This is a genomic window from Nitrobacter hamburgensis X14 (assembly GCF_000013885.1).
GTDB lineage: Bacteria > Pseudomonadota > Alphaproteobacteria > Rhizobiales > Xanthobacteraceae > Nitrobacter > Nitrobacter hamburgensis.
On sequence record NC_007964.1, the window covers coordinates 680,582 to 699,276 of the forward strand.

18 protein-coding genes and 1 pseudogene are annotated in these 18,695 nt (G+C 64.2%); 13 read left to right on the plus strand and 6 right to left on the minus strand.

Annotated features, from left to right (window positions below):
• Positions 1-6: 6 nt before the first annotated feature.
• The 3 genes and pseudogenes from NHAM_RS03210 to ispG all read left to right on the plus strand — a co-directional run bounded on the left by NHAM_RS03210 (position 7) and on the right by ispG (position 2,140).
• Complete coding sequence (locus NHAM_RS03210) at positions 7-498, plus strand: Fur family transcriptional regulator (protein WP_011509211.1); 492 nt, start codon at positions 7-9, stop codon at positions 496-498.
• Positions 499-510: 12 nt separating this feature from the next.
• Positions 511-831: pseudogene (locus NHAM_RS03215) on the plus strand (EamA family transporter); the annotation flags it as partial.
• A 13-nt stretch (positions 832-844) separates the two neighbouring features.
• Positions 845-2,140, plus strand: coding sequence for a flavodoxin-dependent (E)-4-hydroxy-3-methylbut-2-enyl-diphosphate synthase (ispG, locus tag NHAM_RS03220; RefSeq protein ID WP_011509212.1), 1,296 nt, complete (start codon positions 845-847; stop codon positions 2,138-2,140).
• Between the two features lie 77 nt (positions 2,141-2,217).
• Here the strand turns inward: ispG and NHAM_RS03225 are convergent, their stop codons facing one another.
• From NHAM_RS03225 to NHAM_RS03235, 3 genes are all read right to left on the minus strand, one after another.
• Positions 2,218-3,825, minus strand: a complete 1,608-nt coding sequence (locus NHAM_RS03225; RefSeq protein ID WP_011509213.1) for a Na+/H+ antiporter — start codon at positions 3,823-3,825, stop codon at positions 2,218-2,220.
• 208 nt (positions 3,826-4,033) lie between these two features.
• Positions 4,034-4,720, minus strand: a complete 687-nt coding sequence (locus NHAM_RS03230; protein WP_011509214.1) for a DUF1345 domain-containing protein — start codon at positions 4,718-4,720, stop codon at positions 4,034-4,036.
• A gap of 8 nt (positions 4,721-4,728) precedes the next feature.
• Complete coding sequence (locus NHAM_RS03235; protein WP_011509215.1) at positions 4,729-5,655, minus strand: polyprenyl synthetase family protein; 927 nt, start codon at positions 5,653-5,655, stop codon at positions 4,729-4,731.
• Positions 5,656-5,903: 248 nt separating this feature from the next.
• Between NHAM_RS03235 and mtgA the strand changes: the two genes are divergently transcribed.
• From mtgA to NHAM_RS03250, 3 genes are all read left to right on the plus strand, one after another.
• Complete coding sequence (mtgA, locus tag NHAM_RS03240) at positions 5,904-6,584, plus strand: monofunctional biosynthetic peptidoglycan transglycosylase (protein ID WP_011509216.1); 681 nt, start codon at positions 5,904-5,906, stop codon at positions 6,582-6,584.
• A gap of 172 nt (positions 6,585-6,756) precedes the next feature.
• Entirely contained in the window at positions 6,757-6,942 is a 186-nt protein-coding gene (gene rpmF / locus NHAM_RS03245) for a 50S ribosomal protein L32 (RefSeq protein WP_011509217.1), read from the plus strand.
• A gap of 127 nt (positions 6,943-7,069) precedes the next feature.
• Positions 7,070-7,720: a hypothetical protein gene (locus NHAM_RS03250; RefSeq protein ID WP_011509218.1), complete on the plus strand. Its 651-nt coding sequence runs from the start codon at positions 7,070-7,072 to the stop codon at positions 7,718-7,720.
• A 130-nt stretch (positions 7,721-7,850) separates the two neighbouring features.
• Here the strand turns inward: NHAM_RS03250 and NHAM_RS03255 are convergent, their stop codons facing one another.
• Positions 7,851-8,168, minus strand: coding sequence for a hypothetical protein (locus NHAM_RS03255; protein ID WP_041357649.1), 318 nt, complete (start codon positions 8,166-8,168; stop codon positions 7,851-7,853).
• A gap of 216 nt (positions 8,169-8,384) precedes the next feature.
• Here NHAM_RS03255 and NHAM_RS03260 point away from each other — a divergent pair, with 216 nt between their 5' ends.
• Positions 8,385-10,163 carry a bifunctional diguanylate cyclase/phosphodiesterase gene (locus NHAM_RS03260; RefSeq protein WP_011509220.1) on the plus strand — a complete coding sequence of 593 codons (1,779 nt, stop codon included), beginning with the start codon at positions 8,385-8,387 and terminating at the stop codon, positions 10,161-10,163.
• A 268-nt stretch (positions 10,164-10,431) separates the two neighbouring features.
• On the opposite strand, the gene NHAM_RS03265 is transcribed toward NHAM_RS03260, so the two are convergent.
• On the minus strand, positions 10,432-10,659 hold the full coding sequence (locus NHAM_RS03265) for a hexameric tyrosine-coordinated heme protein (RefSeq protein ID WP_011509221.1): 228 nt from the start codon (positions 10,657-10,659) through the stop codon (positions 10,432-10,434).
• 135 nt (positions 10,660-10,794) lie between these two features.
• Positions 10,795-11,853 (minus strand): polysaccharide deacetylase family protein, encoded by a 1,059-nt coding sequence (locus NHAM_RS03270; RefSeq protein ID WP_011509222.1) that lies wholly within the window; start codon positions 11,851-11,853, stop codon positions 10,795-10,797.
• A gap of 283 nt (positions 11,854-12,136) precedes the next feature.
• Between NHAM_RS03270 and NHAM_RS03275 the strand changes: the two genes are divergently transcribed.
• The 6 genes from NHAM_RS03275 (at position 12,137) to pstC (ending at position 18,641) form a co-directional block, all read left to right on the plus strand.
• Positions 12,137-13,528: an OmpA family protein gene (locus NHAM_RS03275; RefSeq protein WP_011509223.1), complete on the plus strand. Its 1,392-nt coding sequence runs from the start codon at positions 12,137-12,139 to the stop codon at positions 13,526-13,528.
• Between the two features lie 4 nt (positions 13,529-13,532).
• A complete protein-coding gene (locus NHAM_RS03280) occupies positions 13,533-13,859 on the plus strand; it encodes a hypothetical protein (RefSeq protein WP_011509224.1) in 327 nt (108 codons plus the stop codon).
• Between the two features lie 118 nt (positions 13,860-13,977).
• Positions 13,978-15,033, plus strand: coding sequence for a lysylphosphatidylglycerol synthase domain-containing protein (locus NHAM_RS03285; RefSeq protein ID WP_011509225.1), 1,056 nt, complete (start codon positions 13,978-13,980; stop codon positions 15,031-15,033).
• Positions 15,014-16,366 carry an ATP-binding protein gene (locus tag NHAM_RS03290; RefSeq protein ID WP_011509226.1) on the plus strand — a complete coding sequence of 451 codons (1,353 nt, stop codon included), beginning with the start codon at positions 15,014-15,016 and terminating at the stop codon, positions 16,364-16,366. Before NHAM_RS03285 ends, NHAM_RS03290 begins: the two co-directional genes overlap by 20 nt.
• Before the next feature lie 124 nt (positions 16,367-16,490).
• Positions 16,491-17,516 carry a phosphate ABC transporter substrate-binding protein PstS gene (gene pstS / locus NHAM_RS03295; protein ID WP_011509227.1) on the plus strand — a complete coding sequence of 342 codons (1,026 nt, stop codon included), beginning with the start codon at positions 16,491-16,493 and terminating at the stop codon, positions 17,514-17,516.
• Positions 17,517-17,651: 135 nt separating this feature from the next.
• The gene (gene pstC, locus NHAM_RS03300) at positions 17,652-18,641 is read left to right on the plus strand and encodes a phosphate ABC transporter permease subunit PstC (protein ID WP_041357651.1); all 990 of its coding nucleotides are present in this window, start codon (positions 17,652-17,654) and stop codon (positions 18,639-18,641) included.
• Positions 18,642-18,695: the final 54 nt, after the last annotated feature.

The window sequence follows — 18,695 nt, forward strand, 5'->3', positions numbered from 1 at the left end:
TGTCAGATGACCGCGACCAAACCGACATTCCCCGTGCCGGGGCACGATCACGACCGCTGCGCCGCGGAGGCGATCAGCCATGCGGAGCGGATTTGTGCGCGGCGTGCGCAGAAATTCACGCCGATCCGCCGCCAGGTGCTGCAGGCGCTGCTGTCGAGCCATCGGCCGCTTGGCGCCTATGAAGTGATCGAGGAACTGGCCAAATCGATGCCGCGCCCGGCGCCGATCACGGTCTATCGCGCGCTCGACTTCCTGATGGAGAACGGCCTCGTTCACCGCATCGAAAGCCGCAATGCGTTTTTGGCCTGCGGGCACGACCATGATGCGAGCGCGATGGTGGTGTTTCTGATTTGCGAGCGTTGCGGATCGGTCGGCGAAATTCCGGCAAGCCGCGTGGCGCAGAGTCTCAGCGACGCCGTACGCACCACGGGCTTCACGCCGAAGCTGTCCGTGGTCGAAATCACCGGCACCTGCGCACATTGCCAGACTGCGGCTTAAACCACCTCAAACATCCGGCGCGTCGCGGCCTGGGCGGCCGGCGCGACCCTGACCCGGATTCCCGGGCCGCTGATGGCCAGTCCGACGCTGTGGGTGGTCGGGTTGACATTTTTGATATGGTTTTCAATGGTTAAGGCCTACTCTGCCAGCAAATTGTCGGCTTTTACCTTCATCACCCCTTTGTTTGGCGTCGCGGCGGGCTATGTCATCATGCATGACCAGTTGACGCCGGCCTTCGGCGACGCGGCGCTTTTGGTGATTGCCGGCCTTTATCTCGTTAACCGGCCTTCCCCGCCGGCCATTGATCCGTTGCTGAGACTCACAAAAACCTGATATTTGAAACCCTATGAACAAGCTCGAAAATCCGTCGCAACGCGACGTGGCAGGCCCAAGCCCGCGGCATAAAACCACGCAAGTGATGGTCGGCAGCATCGCTGTCGGCGGCGGCGCGCCGATCGTGGTGCAATCGATGACCAACACCGACACCGCCGATGTCGAGGGCACGATCGCCCAGGTCGCCGCATTGTCGCGTGCCGGTTCGGAAATGGTCCGCATTACCGTGGATCGCGACGAGGCCGCCGCCGCCGTGCCGCATATCCGCGACGGCTTGCGCAAGCGCGGCATCGCCACGCCGCTGATCGGCGATTTCCACTACATCGGCCACAAGCTGCTGGCCGATCATCCGGCCTGCGCCGAGGCGCTCGACAAGTATCGCATCAATCCGGGCAACGTCGGTTTCAAGGACAAGCGCGACAAGCAGTTCACCGACATCGTCGAGATGGCGATCAAGTACGGCAAGGCGGTGCGGATCGGCGCCAACTGGGGCTCGCTCGATCAGGAACTGCTGACGCATCTGATGGAAGAGAACGCCAATTCGGCGGCGCCGCTCGAAGCGCGCGCGGTGACTCGCGAGGCGATGGTGCAGTCGGCGCTGTTGTCGGCGAAGCGCGCCGAGGAGATCGGCCTGCCCAAGAACAGGATGATCCTGTCGGCCAAGGTTTCGGCGGTGCAGGATCTGATCGCGGTCTACCAGACGCTGGCGTCGCGCTCGGATTACGCGATCCACCTCGGGCTCACCGAGGCCGGCATGGGCTCGAAGGGCATCGTCGCCTCATCCGCCGCGCTCGGCATCCTGCTGCAGCAGGGCATCGGCGACACCATTCGCATCTCGCTGACGCCCGAGCCCGGCGGCGACCGCACGCGGGAAGTTCAGGTCGCGCAGGAACTGCTGCAGACCATGGGCTTTCGCACCTTCGTGCCGCTGGTCGCGGCCTGCCCCGGCTGCGGGCGCACCACCTCGACCACGTTCCAGGAACTGGCGCGATCGATTCAGGACTTCATCCGCGACGAGATGCCGGGCTGGAAGACGCAGTATCCCGGCGTCGAGCAGCTCAACGTCGCGGTGATGGGTTGCATCGTCAACGGCCCCGGCGAATCCAAGCACGCCGATATCGGCATCTCGCTGCCGGGCACCGGCGAGGCGCCGGCGGCGCCCGTCTTCGTCGACGGCAAGAAATTCCGCACCTTGCGCGGACCGGCAATCGCGCAGGACTTCAAGGCGCTGGTGATCGACTATATCGATCAGCGCTATGGCAGCGGCGGCAAGACGCCGACGGATGCCACGACAGCCGCGGCGGAATGATGCTTTCGCGGCGGAGAGATCGAAAACGCCGGCCGCCGGGCCGGCATCTTATTGTGAGATACCGAAGCGACAGCGGTTCATAGCGGCGAGTGCTTTTCCCGGTTGTCGACGACCGCTTCTTCCAGATCGAGGTCGCGCTCGATCCGGCGGCGGGTCTCGTCGGTGATCTTGCCCTCGCGCAGCAACCTGTGCAGATGCGTGCGTTCGATGCCGATGATCTCCCGCACCATGGATGATCCCTTCGTCGCCGGCGAATGTTCGTCGCCCTCGCCCGGCGGCTCGGGCAACGCCCGCATCCGGGTTTCGTGACGCGCCTGGAGAAACTTGGCGAGGCCTTCTGGAAGCTTGCGCTCGACGATGATCGTGTTGAGGGCGTCGCGCGCGGCCTCGATGATGGTGCGCCGCGCCGCGATCTCGGCGTCGCGCTCGTTCAGTGCCTCGCGGCGGCCGTGCTGCGAGATGCCGAGCAGGTTGACGACGAACGGCAGCGTCAGGCCGATGCCGAACAGCGTCACGAAGATCACGCCGAAACTCGTCAACTGAATGAGGTCGCGGTAGGGAAACGCCTCACCGCTCGGCAGCGTCAGCGGCAAAGCGAGGGCGACCGCGAGCGATACCACGCCGCGAATGCCGGTGAAGCCGATCACCACGACATAGCGCCATGGCGGCGTCGGATCGCGCCGCCGGATTCGCGTGCTGAGAACGCGCGTCAGGTAGGTGCCGGGGAACACCCAGATGAATCGCGCCGCGATCACGATCGCCGAGGTCAGCGCGATCGCCACCAGCACCTCATTGAGCGGGACCGCCTTGGCCTTCTCCATCAGCACCCGGACCTCGAAGCCCATCAGCAGGAACAGCACGCCCTCGATCAGCCAGATCGCCAGATCCCAGAAGAAGATGCCCTGCAGCCGCGTCGCCGCCGAGATCAGCAGCGGCCCGTTCCAGCTCACATAGAGGCCGGCGACGACGGTGGCGATCACGCCGGAGCCGCCGAAATGCTCGGGAACCCAGTAGGCGAGATACGGGGTCAACAGCGACAGCAGGATTTCCACCCGCTCGTCATGGGCCCATTGCCGCAGCCGCAGGCTGAGCCAGCCGACCAGGGCGCCGAACGCGATTTCGCCAAGCAGGATCAGGCCGAACGATCCGGCGGCGGACGGCAGCGAAAACGTGCCGGTCGAGACCGCCAGCACGGCGAAGCGGTAGAGGATCAGTGCGGTGGCGTCGTTGGCGAGGCCTTCGCCCTCGAGGATGACGAGGATGCGGTGCGGCAGATGCAGGCGTTTGGCGATGGCCAATGGCGCCACGACGTCGGGCGGCGAGACGATGGCGCCGAGCACGAAGCCGACGCCCCAGGGCAGGCCGAGCAGCCAGTGCGTCGCGGCGGCAACCGCGCAGGTCGTGAAGATCACGCAGCCGATGGCGAGCAGGGCGATCGGCCGCAGGTTGGATCTGAATTCGCGCCAGCTCATGGAGACGCCGGCCGAATAGATCAGCGGCGGCAGCACCATCAGCAGCACGCTCTCCGGCTGCATTTCGATGGGCGGTAAACCCGGCACGAAGGCCAGCGCGATGCCGACCACCAGAAACACGATGGCGGGCGCCGTTACCAGCCGCCGGGCCAGCGCGGCCGACGCGGCCAGCACGGTGAGAACGAGCAGGGAGGTCAGAAAGGTTTCGGTCATGGCGAGCGGAGGCCCCTGTTCCTCAGATGGCGTGGAACAGCGGCGGGGTCAATAATGCCTGATTCCGACGGGCCGCGCGAGTAGGCGGCGCAACTTCGCAGGTCGTAGCGACAGATCCGGACACCATGGTTGAACATTTCGCGGGCCGCCGCCGTCCTGCTCGCGTGCGGCACTCATCCTCGGGACGAGCCCGAAGAGGTAGGAAGGGTCAGATCGCGCTCGCCGCGATATTGACCATCAACGCCAGCAGCGCGGTGTTGTAGACGAACGAGATCACGCCATGCGCCGTCACGGTGCGGCGGATGATCCTGTCGGTGATGCCGACATCGGATACCTGCGCGGTCATCCCGATCACGAACGAGAAATAGACGAAATCCCAGTAGTCGGCGTCCTCGTGCCGATCGCCGCTCGGAAATTGCAGGCCGCCGGGTGTGGCCCCGCGATAATATTCGTGCGCGTAATGCAACGCGAAGGTGGTGTGCACGGCGGCCCAGGACAGCGCGATGGTCAGCGTCGCCAGCGCCAGTTCCGGTGCGCTATGGTTATGATCGCCAAGCTCGAACACGATCGCGGCGATGCTGGCGAACGCGCCGATCGCGGTCACCAGCAGGATCACGAAGCGGCCGTCGTCCTGAAGCCGGGCGTTGCGGCGGATGTGGGTGAGGCCGCTGCCGAACACCACGGTGAAGACCAGGATGAGATAGAGTGCGGCGAAAACGTCCCAGCCGATCAGCAGTCGCGTCACCAGCCGCAGCGAATGCGGCAGCAGCAGGCACGCGACGACGCCGACGGCGAAGGCGATGAAGGTGCGCGGCCGGGCATAGATTATGCGCACCGGTCGGGGCAACTTCCTGAAACGAAGCAGGGATGGATCCTCGGCGTCCTTGCCCGCCATCGCTACCTTCAGTTCTTGCGGTCGGCGACGAAATGCGCGGCGGCGCGCAGCACGTCGCCGCGCGCGCCGAAGGCCGACAGCGCCTCGTCCGCCTTCGCCAGAAGATCGCGGACGCGCTTTTTTGCGCCGTCGATGCCGAGCTGGGTAACGAAAGTGGTCTTGCCCAGCGCCGCGTCGGCTCCAGCGGGTTTGCCGAGCGCAGCCGCATCGCCTTCGACATCGAGCAGGTCGTCGGCGATCTGGAAGGCTTCGCCGAGCGCGCGGCCGTAAGCGTCGAGCGCCTGATAGTCTTTCTGCGAGGCCTGGCCGAGCAGCGCGCCACTGATGCAGCCGAAGCGGAGCAGCGCGCCGGTCTTCATCTGCTGCAAACGCGCCACATCCACCGGCTCGCGGTCGCCGAAGCGTCCTTCGCCGGCGAGGTCGAGCATCTGTCCGCCGACCATGCCGCCGATGCCGGCGGCGCGCGCCAGCGCGCGCGTCAGCAACAGGCGCACGGCCGGATCCTGGTGGACCTCGTCGCGGGTGATGATGTCGAAGGCGAGCGTCAGCAAGCCGTCGCCGGCGAGGATCGCGGTGGCGTCGTCGGCGGTCTTGTGCAGGGTCGGCCGGCCGCGACGCAGGTCGCTGTTGTCCATCGCCGGCAGGTCGTCATGGATCAGCGAATAGCAATGGATGCATTCGAGCGCCGCACCGGCCAGCAGCGCGGAGTCGCGTGGAACTCCGAACACGGCCGAGCTTTCGACCACCAGAAACGGCCGCAGCCGCTTGCCGCCGCCGAGCGACGAATAGCGCATGGCGTCCATCAGCCGCTTCGGGCGTGCGATCTCGTCTGGCAAGACCGCATCGGACAGCAACGTTCCCAGCAGGGTCTCGGTCTCGTCCGCCGTCGTGTCGAGGCGTTTTACGAAATCGGCGGATGAAAGTCCTGACGTCATCAATAAAGGCTCCAAAAACACAGAGACGGCCCGGAAATAGCGCCGAGGGTCCATCAACAGTCGACCATGTCGATTTCGGCCGGACAATCGTTCATGGTGCCGGCTTCGTCAATTCCGGTCGATCCGCCAACAAGGGAGATTTCGATGCCCGCTTTCACCCGCTTCGGTGCCGTTAATCGCGATTTGACGCATGGTCGCGGACCGGGTGAACCTGTCTGCCGGTCCGTTGTCGAAGGCGCCGAGACCTGATGCGACGGGCGATCGGTGTCACGGTGCTGGCCGTCGTCGGCCTGCTGCTTTTGCCCTATTTGCTGACGCCGCTATACCGGACCGGCCATCCGGTCTCGACGCTGATGATATGGCGCAAGCTCTCCGGCGCGTCGATGTCGCGGCAGTGGATCGATTTCGCGGCGATGTCGCCGGCGCTGCCGCGCTCCGTGGTTGCGTCGGAGGATGCCAAGTTCTGCAGCCATCACGGCATCGACTGGGACTCGCTGCGGGATGTGCTCGACGATGCCGAGGACGGCGAGGTGAAGCGCGGCGGCTCGACCATCACGCAGCAGGTGGCGAAAAATCTGTTCCTCTGGCCGGGGCGCAGCGTGATCCGCAAGGCGCTGGAATTTCCGCTGGCGATGTGGATCGACGCCGTCCTGCCCAAGCAGCGGATTCTTGAAATCTATCTGAATATCGCGGAATGGGGTCCGGACGGCCAGTTCGGAGTTGAGGCCGGTTCCCGCTATGCCTTCGGGCGCTCCGCGACCGGCCTGACGGCGCGGGAAGCCGCGCTCATGGCCGCGATCCTGCCCAACCCGGTCAGGCGCAGCGCCCGAAAGCCCGGTCCCGGGGTTCGCCGGCTGGCGGGGACCTATATGGTCCGGGCGCGGGCCGCCGAACTACGCAGTTGCTGGCGCGACGATCGTGGCTCTTAAGGGCGTTTGCGGCGATTTTGCCCGACGCGAGCCCTAGCTTTGGGGCGTTCCTTCGATTATAAGCCCGGTCTTATCAGCATTTCTGCTCGCGCGTTCGAAGCCGGGCGCGCCTGCCCATGGGGTGTTCCGAAGCCCGGAACTCCGACTACAACATCCTGCAAGGACACCAGATATGGCCGTTCCAAGAAGAAAAACATCGCCGTCGCGGCGTGGCATGCGCCGTTCGGCGGATGCAATCAGCAAGCCGACCTATGCCGAGGACAAGGATTCCGGCGAACTGCGCCGCCCTCATCATCTCGACCTGAAGACCGGCATGTATAAGGGCCGCCAGGTTTTGAAGGCCAAGAGCGAGTCCTGACCGCAGGCCTCGTTATCAGACTTCCGGCCCGGAGCAACGCGGGTTCGGAAGGTGAAGGAGCGCGAGGGACGGAGGGAGTCGGCACACAAGTTCCACCCCTCCCGCTTGAATGAAGGAGGCCTTGCCGATGTCCGTGATCGGTTTTCCGCTGCTCCTGATTCCTCTCGCGATCTGCAACATTATCGTCTTCCTGATGCCGGGCGTCCTGTTGACGGAGCCCGTTGTCACGTTGACGTTGGTGTCGGGCGTGGCATGGCCGGTGACGCTCGGCGACGTGCTGCTTGCGCTCGGCATCGTCCTCTTGCTGTTCGAGGTCATCAAGGGCTCCCGTCCCGGTGGCAAATACCTCACCGATCATCTGCTGTCGCTGGCGGTGTTCGCGGGCGCTGCGGCGGAATTCGTGATGCTGCCGCAATTCGGGTCATCGACCTATTTCATGCTGACGCTGCTGGCGCTGGTCGACTTCCTGTCCGGTTTTGCCTTGCGCGCGCGGCGGCCGGCCCGCGCGGTCGCCGTACCGTCGCAAGAGGCGCCTGAAGCCGCCGCACCTGAACTGCGTTTCGATCCGGCGCCGGTGCCTGCGCCGGCAGCGGTTTCGTCGCCGGCGCCTGCTCCCGCCGTTCCAACGGCGGTGCCCATGGCCGAATCGATTCCGAAGAGCGCACCGGAGCCGGTGATCGTTCATCCGGAGACCACCGCGGACGAGCAGCAACCGGACATTCCGGCGCCCGGCATCCAGCCCGGGGGCGTGACGTCTTCCGATCAGCCCCGGCGCTAGAGCCTTTTCGCTTCTGATGGAATCAGAAGCGAGGCTCTATGATTTTGAATTGACGCGTTTTCTTCACACGAACCGGTGCCCATCCTCGGGTCAAGCCCGAGGACATGCTTCGCTCGAAAACGCTCTAAATTCAGACCACGCGCCGCAGCCGCGAGCCTGTTTGTGCGCTGTCCAGATTCCGGTCGCTCGTTGAATGATAGGCGGCGTGCGCAACCTGCGGCGCGGCGCGGCGTAACACCCGGGTCTGCGGACTGTGCTGCGCCATGGCGATCAGTTGCGTGACAAAGAGCGCGTCATGGCGCGGCGCTGAACGCCAAACAGGCGGACGCTCGACAGGTGCGATGACGGATACCGGTGCGGCGTCGCCAGATTTTTCCGCAACGCCATCGTCCCGCGCGGTATTCGCGGCGATTGCAGCTATCCGGCCCGTTCCCGCGATCGTCATCATTAATCCAGCCCCTGTCGGGATGTGTCGTTTCGGGACACCGCGTCCGCGTTTGCGATTGGCCTCGCAAGGGTCGTGCCGGTCCACATTAAGGCCGGCGCGACCCGGCTTCTGCGGCGGACAGCCGTTTTCCAAAGCATTTATGAGCTATGCCTGGCGGCGGGGAGGTCCTATTCTTCGACAGGGAATCACCTGACCGCGTCCCAGAACGAGGCGACCGTGACATCCATTTCACCGGCAGCCAATCCCTCGTCCGGCGCAGATGCGTCACAAGCCGTCAACGCGCCGGCGGATCGGCCCCAAGCGCCCCAGGTACAAGCGCCCCAAGTATCGGAGATTCTTGCCGCGCTCGGTCGGGCCGCGTTCGTCTGGGATATCGCAAGTGATGCCATCACCTGGACCGACGAGGCTAGGTCGATCTTTCAGGATATCGATCCGGCCTTGCTTGCAACCGGCGCCGGGTTCGCCTCCCTGATCGAGCCGTCGGGATCGATCCGCGCCGACATCTTGCTGGCCACGCCGCCCGCCCGGCGGCACGGCGAGGGCGTGCCCTATCGCATCGAATACGGCGTGCGCGCCAGCGCCTCGGCGCCGATGCTCTGGATCGAGGAGTCCGGCTGCTGGTTCGCCGACGCCGACGGCAAGGCGGTGCGCGCCGAGGGTATCGTGCGGCTCGAGAACGAGCGGCGCGCGCGCGACGAGCAGCTCATCAGGTTGTCGCGGGACGATGCCTTGACCGGCGAGCTTAATCGCACGCATCTGACGGCGGCGCTTGCCGAGGCGATCGAGGAAGCCGCGCGCTACCGGTCGTCTTTTGCTTTCATGATGGTCGGGATCGATCACCTCGCGCGCATCAACGACGCGTTCGGCTTCGATGTCGCCGACGAGGTGATCGGCGATGTCGCCAGGCGTATCCGCGCGCGCTTGCGCAGCGGCGACGTGCTCGGTCGTTTCTCCGGCAACAAGTTCGGGGTGATCCTGAAGAATTGCACGGTCGATGACATGAGCGTCGCCGCCGAGCGGCTTCTGGCAGGCATTCGCGACGAGATCGTGCCGACCAGATCCGGTCCGGTCTCGGTCACCGCCTCGATCGGCGCGGTCCTTGCCCCGCGTTACGCGCGCAACGCCGATGAAGCGATCAACCGTGCCCAGGAAATTCTCGAGGCCGCGAAAAGTCGCCGCAGCGGCTCGTTCGCGGTGTGGCGGCCGAGCGTCGAGCGCGACGCGCAGCGCCGGATCAACATCCGGGTCACCGACGAAATCGTCACCGCGCTGAACGAGCGCCGCATCGTCACCGCCTTCGAGCCGGTGGTCGATGCACGCACGCGCGAACCGGCGTTCTACGAGTGCCTGGTGCGGATGCATCAGCAGGACGGCCAGGTCCTGCTCGCGCCCGATGTCGTGCCGGTGGCGGAGAAGCTCGGCCTGATCCGCCTGGTCGATCATCGCGTGCTTGAGCTTGTCATCGCCGAGTTGGCGGAAGCGCCCGGCGTTCGGCTCAGCCTCAATATCTCGCCGGAGACCACCATGGATGCCGACTGGTGGGCGGCGATCGAATCATTGATGGGCGCGCATCCCGGCGTTGCCGAACGCCTGATCGTCGAGATCACCGAAACGGTGGCGATTCAGGATATCGACGACGTCAGGGAATTCGTCACGCGGCTGAAGACCTTCGGCAGCCGGATCGCGATCGACGATTTCGGCGCCGGCTACACCTCGTTCCGGAATCTGCGCAAGCTTGGCGTAGACATCGTCAAGATCGACGGCGCGTTCGTGCAGAACCTCGCGCGCTCCTCCGACGACCGGGCTTTCGTGCAGACGCTGATCGATCTGGCGCGTCGGCTCGATATCAGGACGGTGGCCGAGTGGGTTCAGGACGAGCAATCCGCCGTCATGCTGCGTGACTGGGGCTGCGACTACATCCAGGGGCGGCTGATCGGTCTTGCCTCGCCGGAACGGCCGTGGAGCGGCCCGGAGGCCATTCCCGCCGCGAGATGAAGCGCTTCGGTTTGGCATGAAGTGCAGCCAATGGCTCTTCACCCCTCTCGCCCTTGAAACGCCAGAGGCTGATCCAACTGCGTTGAATTCAGACTCTAGAGCCTTTTCGCTTCTGATGGAATCAGAAGCGAGGCTCTATAATTTTGAGTTGACGCGTTTTCTTCACGCGAACCGGTATCCACTTCGCTCGAAAACGCTCTAGCTCTTATCCTCTGTGATTGAGCATGATCTGATCCGAAAACCGGTTTCCACTTTTCGGGATCATGCTCTAACGCCACCAGTTGTTGGCGGCCGCCACGGTCTGAAAATGCACCGCGATGACATGCGACGAGGCGATCAGTTGCGTCGTGTCGTGGTCGTAGTCACTGCGCAGACTGGAGCGGACTTCGTCGGAAGGCTGGGTATATTTCACGCCGACGCGCGACAGCTTGACGGCAAGCTCGAAGCCCGCCTGTGGCGTGTCGGTTTTCAAGGACGGAAGCCAAGTATCACTCATAAGGTATCGCTCATGATGTCGTATCCGGTTGGGTGTTGAAACGCGAAGATCGTGGCATCGACATCGTGTACTGGCAAGCCGGCACGGTCAGGCTGCCGGCAAAGTTCGAGAGACAGCCCATAACCGGCCGCGTCGTTACGTGGCGTCGACGCGGCGGAATCCGTTCCACATGGCGGTGGCGGCGCCCGATGTCAGCACCGGCAGGACGCGCGCGGTCTGATAGTTTCCGTTGAGGGAAATTCGCGGCAGTGCCGTCGGATGCTCCGCATTTTCGGGAAAGATCATGCCAGGTCGCGTGGTGACGGCGGTATCAAAACCCGCCGCCTTGGCAAAAGCGAACTCACGCGGCCCCGCAGCGCTGCGGTCGCCGTAAGGGTAGGCCAGGTGGACGACCGGACGCTGCAAGACAGCCTCGATCCGCGTCCGGCTGACGGTGATCTCCTCCAACGCCTGCTGCTCGCTTCGCTTTGCGAGGTTGCAGTGGCTGACGGTATGGGCGCCGATGGTGACCAGCGGATCGGTGGCGAACGGTTTCAGTTCGTCCCAGGACAGACACAACTCCCGGCTGATGCCGGCCTCATCGACGCCGTAGCGCGCGCACAATCCGCTCATCTCGCGTGCGACGTCGCGATCGTCCGGCAGGGCGCGCAGCAGATCGTGGATTTGAGCGAACGCAGCCTGCTTGTCCTCGACCGTACGGGTGTCGAGTCGGACGGCAGCGCCGCCGATCGTGCTATCGATCCGGTCGACGGCGGCGATGATGCGTTCGAGCGCGACCCACCAGAGGCGGCCGGTCCCGTCCGCGAAGTCGTTCGCGACATAGACCGTGAGCGGCGCGTCATATTCGCGCATCGCCGGTAGCGCGAAGTCGCGATTGTCGCGGTAGCCGTCGTCGAAGGTGAAGCACGCAAACCGTCGCGAGACGTCGCGTTCGATCAGCCGGCGGTGCATCTCGTCGGCGGTCACGATGTCGATTCCGCGCGAACGGACATGGGCCAGGGTCATGCGCAGAAATTCCGGAGTCACTTCCAGGTGATGATTGGGCTGGAACGGGCTGTTTCGGCGCGGCCGCACATGGTGCAGCATGAAGACCGTGCCGATGCCTGCGAAGATCGGTCGCAGCAGATGATGAGCGCCGCTGAAATACAGGGCCTCCAGTCCGGCGCGGATGACGGTGTTGCGGAGCTGCTTCATCGAATTGATCGGCCGACCCCTTTCTGTTGAATGACGTCTATAGTAGGAACGACTGAAGAAACGGTTATTTGGCGCCCATGAAGCGGCGATGGAGCTTCCGCTCTATTTTCCGGTTTGACAGCCCCGCAAGGGTTTGTTTTCTCGTCATTTCCAGACATAGCGCGCAGCCGGCCGAACCGGCATCGGGCTTTGCCCGGAGCGCGCTTCGGATGTTGAATCGGGTTGCACGATCTTGTCGCCGGTCCGCCGGCGAGCCGGCAGATCTTTCGCGACAGGATAACGAATGCGCGGTTTTTTCAGATGGAGCAGCAAGTGGTGGCCGGGCCTGATCCCGCTTGCCATCCTTTGGGCGGTGGCCGCCTGGACGACCACGGGTCCGCTGGAAGCCGATCTGAGTGCGCACGCCGCCGCCGCGCTCAAGGACAGCGTTCTCGACAAGACCGCGATCAGCGCCGCCGGCCGCGACATCACGTTCTCCGCCGAGGCGTTTTCGGAGCAGGAACGCAGCAACGCGGTGGCCTCGGTCGAGGCAGTGCCGGGTGTGCGGCTGGTCGACGATCGTACCGCGCTCGTCGCCGAGGCCAAACCGTTTGTCTGGACCGTCGAACGCGAGGTTGGGAAAGTGACGCTCAGTGGCAGCGCGCCATTGCCGGTGGTCAGGAACAAGCTGCTGGACGCCGCGCGTACGACGTTTGCCGGCATCGACATCGCCGATCGCATGAATTTATCGCGCGGCGCGCCACCGCGGTTCGAGACCGCGGCGGCATTGCTGATCGGTGAGATCGGCAAGCTCAAGACCGGCAAGGCCACGATTTCCGATGGAACGGTGAACCTGTCGGGCATGGCGCGCGAACTGGGCGGCCGCGAGGCGATTGCGGCGGCGCTGAAAAACCTGCCCGAGGGGTATTCGGTCGCCAACGACATTCATGCCCCGCCCTATATCTTCGAGGCCAACAAGGATCCGGTTGCCGCGACGCTGACGTTGACCGGATATGTGCCCGACAATGCCGTTCATGCGGCGATCGCCGCATCCGCTGGCCGCAAGTTCGGCGAGAAGGTCGTCGACAAGCTCAAGGCGAGTCTCGGTGCGCCGGCAGGGTTCGATGCCGTCGTCACGCGGGCGCTCGGATCGTTGTCGCGGCTGTCGACGGGAAGACTTGTCGTCTCCGATCGGGATGTCGATCTCTCCGGCGACGCGCTGTATGATGCAGCGGGAAGGCAGATCCGCGCCGATCTGCCCAAGGACCTGCCGCGGGGCTGGCAAGCGAAAATGGAAGTGTCGGTCAAGCCGGCCGCGGCACCGGTCGATGCGGCCGTCTGTCAGCAATTGTTCGCCGATCTGCTGGGCAAGCGCACGATCCAGTTCGAAACCGGCCGGGCCACGCTGGATCCGGATTCCATCGGCCTGTTGGACCGGCTGACGGAAACCGCGCTGCGCTGCCCGACGGCCACGATCGAGATCGCGGGCCATACCGATAGCGACGGCGACGCTTCCTTTAACCAGACGCTGTCCGAACGGCGCGCGCAGGCGGTCGTGGATTATCTGGTGAAAGCCGGGATGCCTGCGGATCGATTCAAGCCGATGGGCTACGGCAGTGTTCAGCCGATCGCCGCCAACGACACCGACGAGGGCAAGGCGAAGAATCGGCGCATTGACTTCACTGTGAGGCAGTAAAGATATGGTTTATCTGGCGGTGTTTCACTGGGGCTGGCTCGCTGGATCGCTGCTGCTGGGTTTCGCCATGGGCTGGATCGCGGTGGTCCATCGCGGCCGGGGGATCACGAAACGGGCTGCCCAGTCGCTGTCGGTATTGGCCGCAGCACTGATTGTCGCGGCGTTCACGCATCTGGTTCCCGGCCGGTTCGGTTACTGGCTCGACCTTGGATTGGTGATGCTCGGGGTTTATCTTGTTGGTTGCGCGGTCGGCTCGTGGCTGCGCGACCGGGTGGTCTCGCGCCAGGCGGCGTCCGGCGGATCGGCGGGACACTCTAATGTGTTGGAATGAAGGGCTTTGTTAACGCCGACGGAATTCCACTAGGAACCGAAACACGCTACGACATTGTCCACGTGAATGAATGCGGAACGGCGACGGCTTAGCCGTGGACCGCAATTCGGGGTTCTCGATGCTAGGATCAATACGCAGAGCAATCTCGGTTCTGCGCCGGAAGCAAATCCTGCACAAACTGGGTGTTGCGATCAGCGTCACGGTCATCGCGGTCGCCTTCTACGTGCTCTTCCATATCCTCAGGGATACCGATGTCGACGAGGTGATAGAGGCTGTCCGCCAGACCGAGCCGCGCTTGATCGCGCTGTCGGGCCTGTTCGTTGCCGCCGGCTATTTCACCCTGACCTTCTACGACCTGTTCGCGGTGCGGGCGATCGGCGTCACGCATATTCCCTACCGCGTCGCGGCGTTCGCGGCCTTTACCAGCTATTCGGTCGGCCACAATGTCGGCGCCAGCGTCTTTACCGGCGGAGCGGTGCGCTATCGCGTCTATTCCTCCTGCGGACTGAGTGCGATCGACGTCGCAAAGGTCTGCTTTCTGGCCGGTCTCACCTTCTGGCTTGGCAACGCGGCCGTGCTCGGGCTCGGCATCGCCTATCACCCGGAGGCCGCGACCAGCATCGATCAGCTTCCCGCCTGGTGCAATCGGCTGATAGCGATCGCGATCATTCTCGGTCTGATCGGGTACGTGATCTGGGTCGGAATCCGGCCGCGTCGCGTCGGCAGCGGGCCGTGGACCGTGGTTCTGCCGGGCGGCCCGCTGACGCTGCTGCAAATCCTTATCGGAATCGTCGATCTGGGGTTTTGTGCGCTCGCGATGTATGTGCTGGTTCCCGACCAGCCCAATGTCGGCTTTGTCGTTGTCGCAGTGATTTTCGTGTCGGCGACGCTGCTCGGCTTTGCGAGCCATTCGCCGGGCGGGCTCGGCGTGTTCGACGCCGCCATGCTGGTCGGCCTCTGGCAGATGGACAAGAAAGACCTTCTGGCTGGGATGCTGCTGTTCCGGTTGCTTTACTATGTCGTGCCCTTCGTGATTTCTATCATCTTGCTGACGCTTCGGGAAATTATCATCAGCGCGCGAATGAAACGCGTGGGTGACGTGCGGTCCGGATCGAGCGCCGGACCAACGGGCAAATTGTCCTGTCTGAGGGAGCATGGCGACTCCGGCGCCTGACAGAATTCGACCGACCGCGGAAGGAGCCGCCCCGCGGACTCGTGTGTCCGCTTCGAGGTTTGCATCCTGGACGGACCGGTTGCGCCGCGCGGCGCTTATTCTGCTGGTTGCCGGGCTCGTGCTGGCTGCGCTCGTCGTGTTCGGCGGCTTGCAGCCGCCCCGCGCCATCGTCGCCTTTGTCTGCATCGTCGGCGCGGCGCTGGTGCCCTGGCAGGTTCACGATCCGGCCGCGTCGCGCGAAGCCGACCTCGGCGCCAATCCGGTGGATACTGCGGCGGTTCATGCCATCGTTGCCGGTATGCCGGACCCCAACGTGCTGCTCGATCGAGCCGGCCGCGTCATCCATCTCAATGCCGCTGCGGCGCAACTCGTGCCGGCGCTGCGCCAGAACGAACTCGCGCAATTCGCGCTGCGATCGCCCGAGATCGTCACGGCGTTGCGCGAGGCGGTCGCGACGAGGGAAACGCGACGGACGACCTATCTCAATCATGCCCCGGTCGATCGCTGGATGGAATTGATCGTCACGCCGGTTCCGGTGCCAACCGCGTTCGGCGGCGTCGACCATTGCATGCTGTTGACGTTTCACGATCAGACGCCCCTGCGCCGGGTCGAGGAAATGCGCGCCGACTTCGTCGCCAATGCGAGCCACGAGTTGCGCACGCCGTTGGCGGCGCTGTCAGGCTTTATCGATACGCTGCAAGGGCCGGCGCGCGACGACGCCGGCGCGCGCGACCGCTTTCTCGGCATCATGCATGCGCAGGCCACGCGCATGGCGCGGCTGATCGACGATCTGCTGTCGCTGTCGCGGGTCGAACTGTCGGCGCATGTGCGGCCGGATGCGCTGGTCGACCTCATCCCGATCGTGCGTCAGGTCGTCGACGGGCTCGAGCCGCTGGCGGCGGAGCGCCAGGTCAGGATCGAAGTCGAACTGCCGCAAACGCCGGTGATGATCTGCGGCGATCGCGAGGAGCTGCTGCGGCTGTTCGAGAACCTGATCGAGAACGCGCTGAAATACGGCGCGTCCGGCAGCAGGGTCGTGGTGTCGTCGATGATGGACGTCTCGCTGGACGGCGCGCCGGAATTCCGCGTGGCAGTACGGGATTTCGGTCGCGGAATCGCGCCGGAGCATTTGCCGCGCCTCACCGAACGCTTCTATCGCATCGACGCCGGCGACAGCCGGGCTCAGGGCGGCACCGGCCTCGGCCTGTCGCTGGTGAAACATATCCTGAACCGCCATCGCGGCCGCCTGCTGATCGAAAGCGTGCCCGGCCATGGCGCGACCTTTACGGCGGGCTTCCCTCCGGCACAGGCTGTGTCTCGGCCTGAAGTTTAATGATTTCAATGGTTTATCTCTGTCATCGGACTGTCGTTAAACCTTCGTAAAAGCAGCATCGACCGCACTTAGACGGGCGCCATGGGCGCATTTGCGCTCTGCTCAATCTCGAGGGAGACCACATATGAGTTTTATTAAGGCCATCGTCGCCGCCGGCCTCGTTGCCGCCTCGGCGTCCGCCTTTTCGCTTCCGGCGAGGGCGGCCGACATCACCGGTGCGGGCGCGACCTTCCCGTTCCCGGTCTATTCCAAATGGGCCGATGCCTACAAGAAAGAGACCGGCAATAGCGTGAATTATCAGTCGATCGGGTCGGGCGCCGGCATCAAGCAGATCCTCGCCAAGACCGTGACCTTCGGCGCGACCGACGCGCCGCTGAAGGCCGACAAGCTCGACAAGGACGGCCTGCTGCAGTGGCCGATGGTGATGGGCGCGATCGTCCCCGTCGTGAACGTCGAAGGCGTGACGCCTGGCGAGTTGGTCCTTTCGGGTGAACTGCTCGGCGACATCTATCTCGGCAAGGTCACCAGGTGGGACGACCCTGCGATCGCAAAGCTCAACCCGAAGCTCAAGCTGCCTTCGGCCCCGATCGCGGTTGTGCATCGTTCGGACGGGTCGGGCACCTCGTTCAACTTCACCAATTATCTGTCCAAGGTGAACGCCGAGTGGAAATCCAAGGTCGGCGAGGGCACTGCGGTCGAGTGGCCGGCGGGCGTCGGCGCCAAGGGCAACGAAGGCGTCTCCGGCAATGTCGGCCAGACCAAGAACTCGATCGGCTATGTCGAGTATGCCTATGCCAAGCAGAACAAGCTGACCTACGCCGCGCTCATCAACAAGGCCGGCAAGATCGTGCAGCCGACCGTCGCCTCCTTCCAGGCCGCGGCCGGCAACGCCGACTGGGCGCACGCGCCGGGCTACTACGTGATCCTGACCGATCAGCCGGGCGAGGCTTCCTGGCCGATCACCGCGGCGACGTTCATCCTGATGCACAAGGAGCCGATCGACAAAACGGCCTCCGCCGAAGCCATCAAGTTCTTCAAGTGGTCGTTCGAGAAGGGCGGCAAGATGGCCGAGGATCTCGACTACATTCCGATGCCGGACCAGGTCTTAAAGCAGATCGAGAAAACCTGGACCTCCGAGATCAAGAGCTGATCTCGGGCCATGGAGGAGCGCGATGGCGCTCCTCCATTCTCCGATTTGCATTCTCCAGTACGCTTGCGAGAAGGCGTTGCCGCAGGTTTCCCGGACATCATGCGTTGCAGGAAATAGGGGATTGGCGTGGCGGAAATGGCCGTTCATGGTAGCGCGATGGAGGCAGCAGGCCGCTATGACCGCACCCGTGCGCTGAACGCCTTCAAGTTCAGCGACACGGCGTTTTACTGGACCACGCGCGTCAGCGCGATCCTGGTTCTGGTGCTGCTCGGAGGAATCATCGTCTCGCTGATCGTGGGGGCCTGGCCCGCGATTATGGAGTTCGGAAGCGCGTTCCTGACGACGCAGCGCTGGGCGCCGTCCGCCGATCCGCCGGTGCTGGGCGCGCTGAGCCCGCTGTATGGCACGATCCTGACATCGGTCATCGCCATGACGATCGCGATCCCGGTCGGCATCGGCATCGCGATTTTCCTCACCGAATTGTGCCCGCTGTGGGCGCGCCGGCCGATCGGCATGGCGGTCGAGCTGCTCGCGGGCATTCCTTCGATCATCTACGGCATGTGGGGCTTCTTTGTCCTCGGCCCGTTCCTCGCGAATACGGTGCAGCCCTTCTTCATCGACCTGTTTGCAGGTGTGCCGATCCTCGGCTCGATCTTCGGCGGCCCGCCCTCTTATTTGAGCCTGTTCAACGCTTCGCTGATCCTCGCGATCATGGTGTTGCCGTTCATCACCGCGATTTCGCGCGATGTGTTCGCAACCGTACCGCCGGTCCTGAAGGAGGCGGCCTATGGCGTCGGCTGCACCACCTGGGAGGTCGTCCGTCATGTCGTGCTGCCCTATACGCGCGTCGGCGTCATCGGCGGTGTCATGCTGGCGCTCGGCCGTGCGCTCGGCGAGACCATGGCGGTGACTTTCATTATCGGTAACTCGTTCCGTATCTCGCCGTCGATCTTTGCGCCCGGCACCACGATTTCGGCGGCGATCGCCAGCGAGTTCGCGGAGAGCGACGGCCTGCATCAGTCGAGCCTGATGCTGCTCGGCCTGCTGCTGTTCGTGCTGACATTCGTCGTACTCGCCGCGGCGCGGCTGATGCTGTTGCGGCTGGAGAAGAAGGCGGGGAAGTAGGCATGATTAGAAAAAGTGAGAACCGGTTTTTCCGGACAAACGAATTCGTTGGTC

Coding starts and splice junctions, on each gene's coding strand:
- NHAM_RS03210 (WP_011509211.1), top strand. CDS start 7: ATGACCGCGACCAAACCGACATTCCCCGTGCCGGGGCACGATCACGAC.
- NHAM_RS03275 (WP_011509223.1), top strand. CDS start 12,137: ATGCGCGGTTTTTTCAGATGGAGCAGCAAGTGGTGGCCGGGCCTGATC.
- NHAM_RS03230 (WP_011509214.1), bottom strand. CDS start 4,720: ATGGCGGGCAAGGACGCCGAGGATCCATCCCTGCTTCGTTTCAGGAAG.
- NHAM_RS03270 (WP_011509222.1), bottom strand. CDS start 11,853: ATGAAGCAGCTCCGCAACACCGTCATCCGCGCCGGACTGGAGGCCCTG.
- mtgA (WP_011509216.1), top strand. CDS start 5,904: ATGCGACGGGCGATCGGTGTCACGGTGCTGGCCGTCGTCGGCCTGCTG.
- NHAM_RS03280 (WP_011509224.1), top strand. CDS start 13,533: ATGGTTTATCTGGCGGTGTTTCACTGGGGCTGGCTCGCTGGATCGCTG.
- pstS (WP_011509227.1), top strand. CDS start 16,491: ATGAGTTTTATTAAGGCCATCGTCGCCGCCGGCCTCGTTGCCGCCTCG.
- ispG (WP_011509212.1), top strand. CDS start 845: ATGAACAAGCTCGAAAATCCGTCGCAACGCGACGTGGCAGGCCCAAGC.
- NHAM_RS03235 (WP_011509215.1), bottom strand. CDS start 5,655: ATGACGTCAGGACTTTCATCCGCCGATTTCGTAAAACGCCTCGACACG.
- NHAM_RS03250 (WP_011509218.1), top strand. CDS start 7,070: ATGTCCGTGATCGGTTTTCCGCTGCTCCTGATTCCTCTCGCGATCTGC.
- NHAM_RS03285 (WP_011509225.1), top strand. CDS start 13,978: ATGCTAGGATCAATACGCAGAGCAATCTCGGTTCTGCGCCGGAAGCAA.
- pstC (WP_041357651.1), top strand. CDS start 17,652: ATGGCCGTTCATGGTAGCGCGATGGAGGCAGCAGGCCGCTATGACCGC.
- NHAM_RS03225 (WP_011509213.1), bottom strand. CDS start 3,825: ATGACCGAAACCTTTCTGACCTCCCTGCTCGTTCTCACCGTGCTGGCC.
- NHAM_RS03265 (WP_011509221.1), bottom strand. CDS start 10,659: ATGAGTGATACTTGGCTTCCGTCCTTGAAAACCGACACGCCACAGGCG.
- rpmF (WP_011509217.1), top strand. CDS start 6,757: ATGGCCGTTCCAAGAAGAAAAACATCGCCGTCGCGGCGTGGCATGCGC.
- NHAM_RS03290 (WP_011509226.1), top strand. CDS start 15,014: ATGGCGACTCCGGCGCCTGACAGAATTCGACCGACCGCGGAAGGAGCC.
- NHAM_RS03255 (WP_041357649.1), bottom strand. CDS start 8,168: ATGATGACGATCGCGGGAACGGGCCGGATAGCTGCAATCGCCGCGAAT.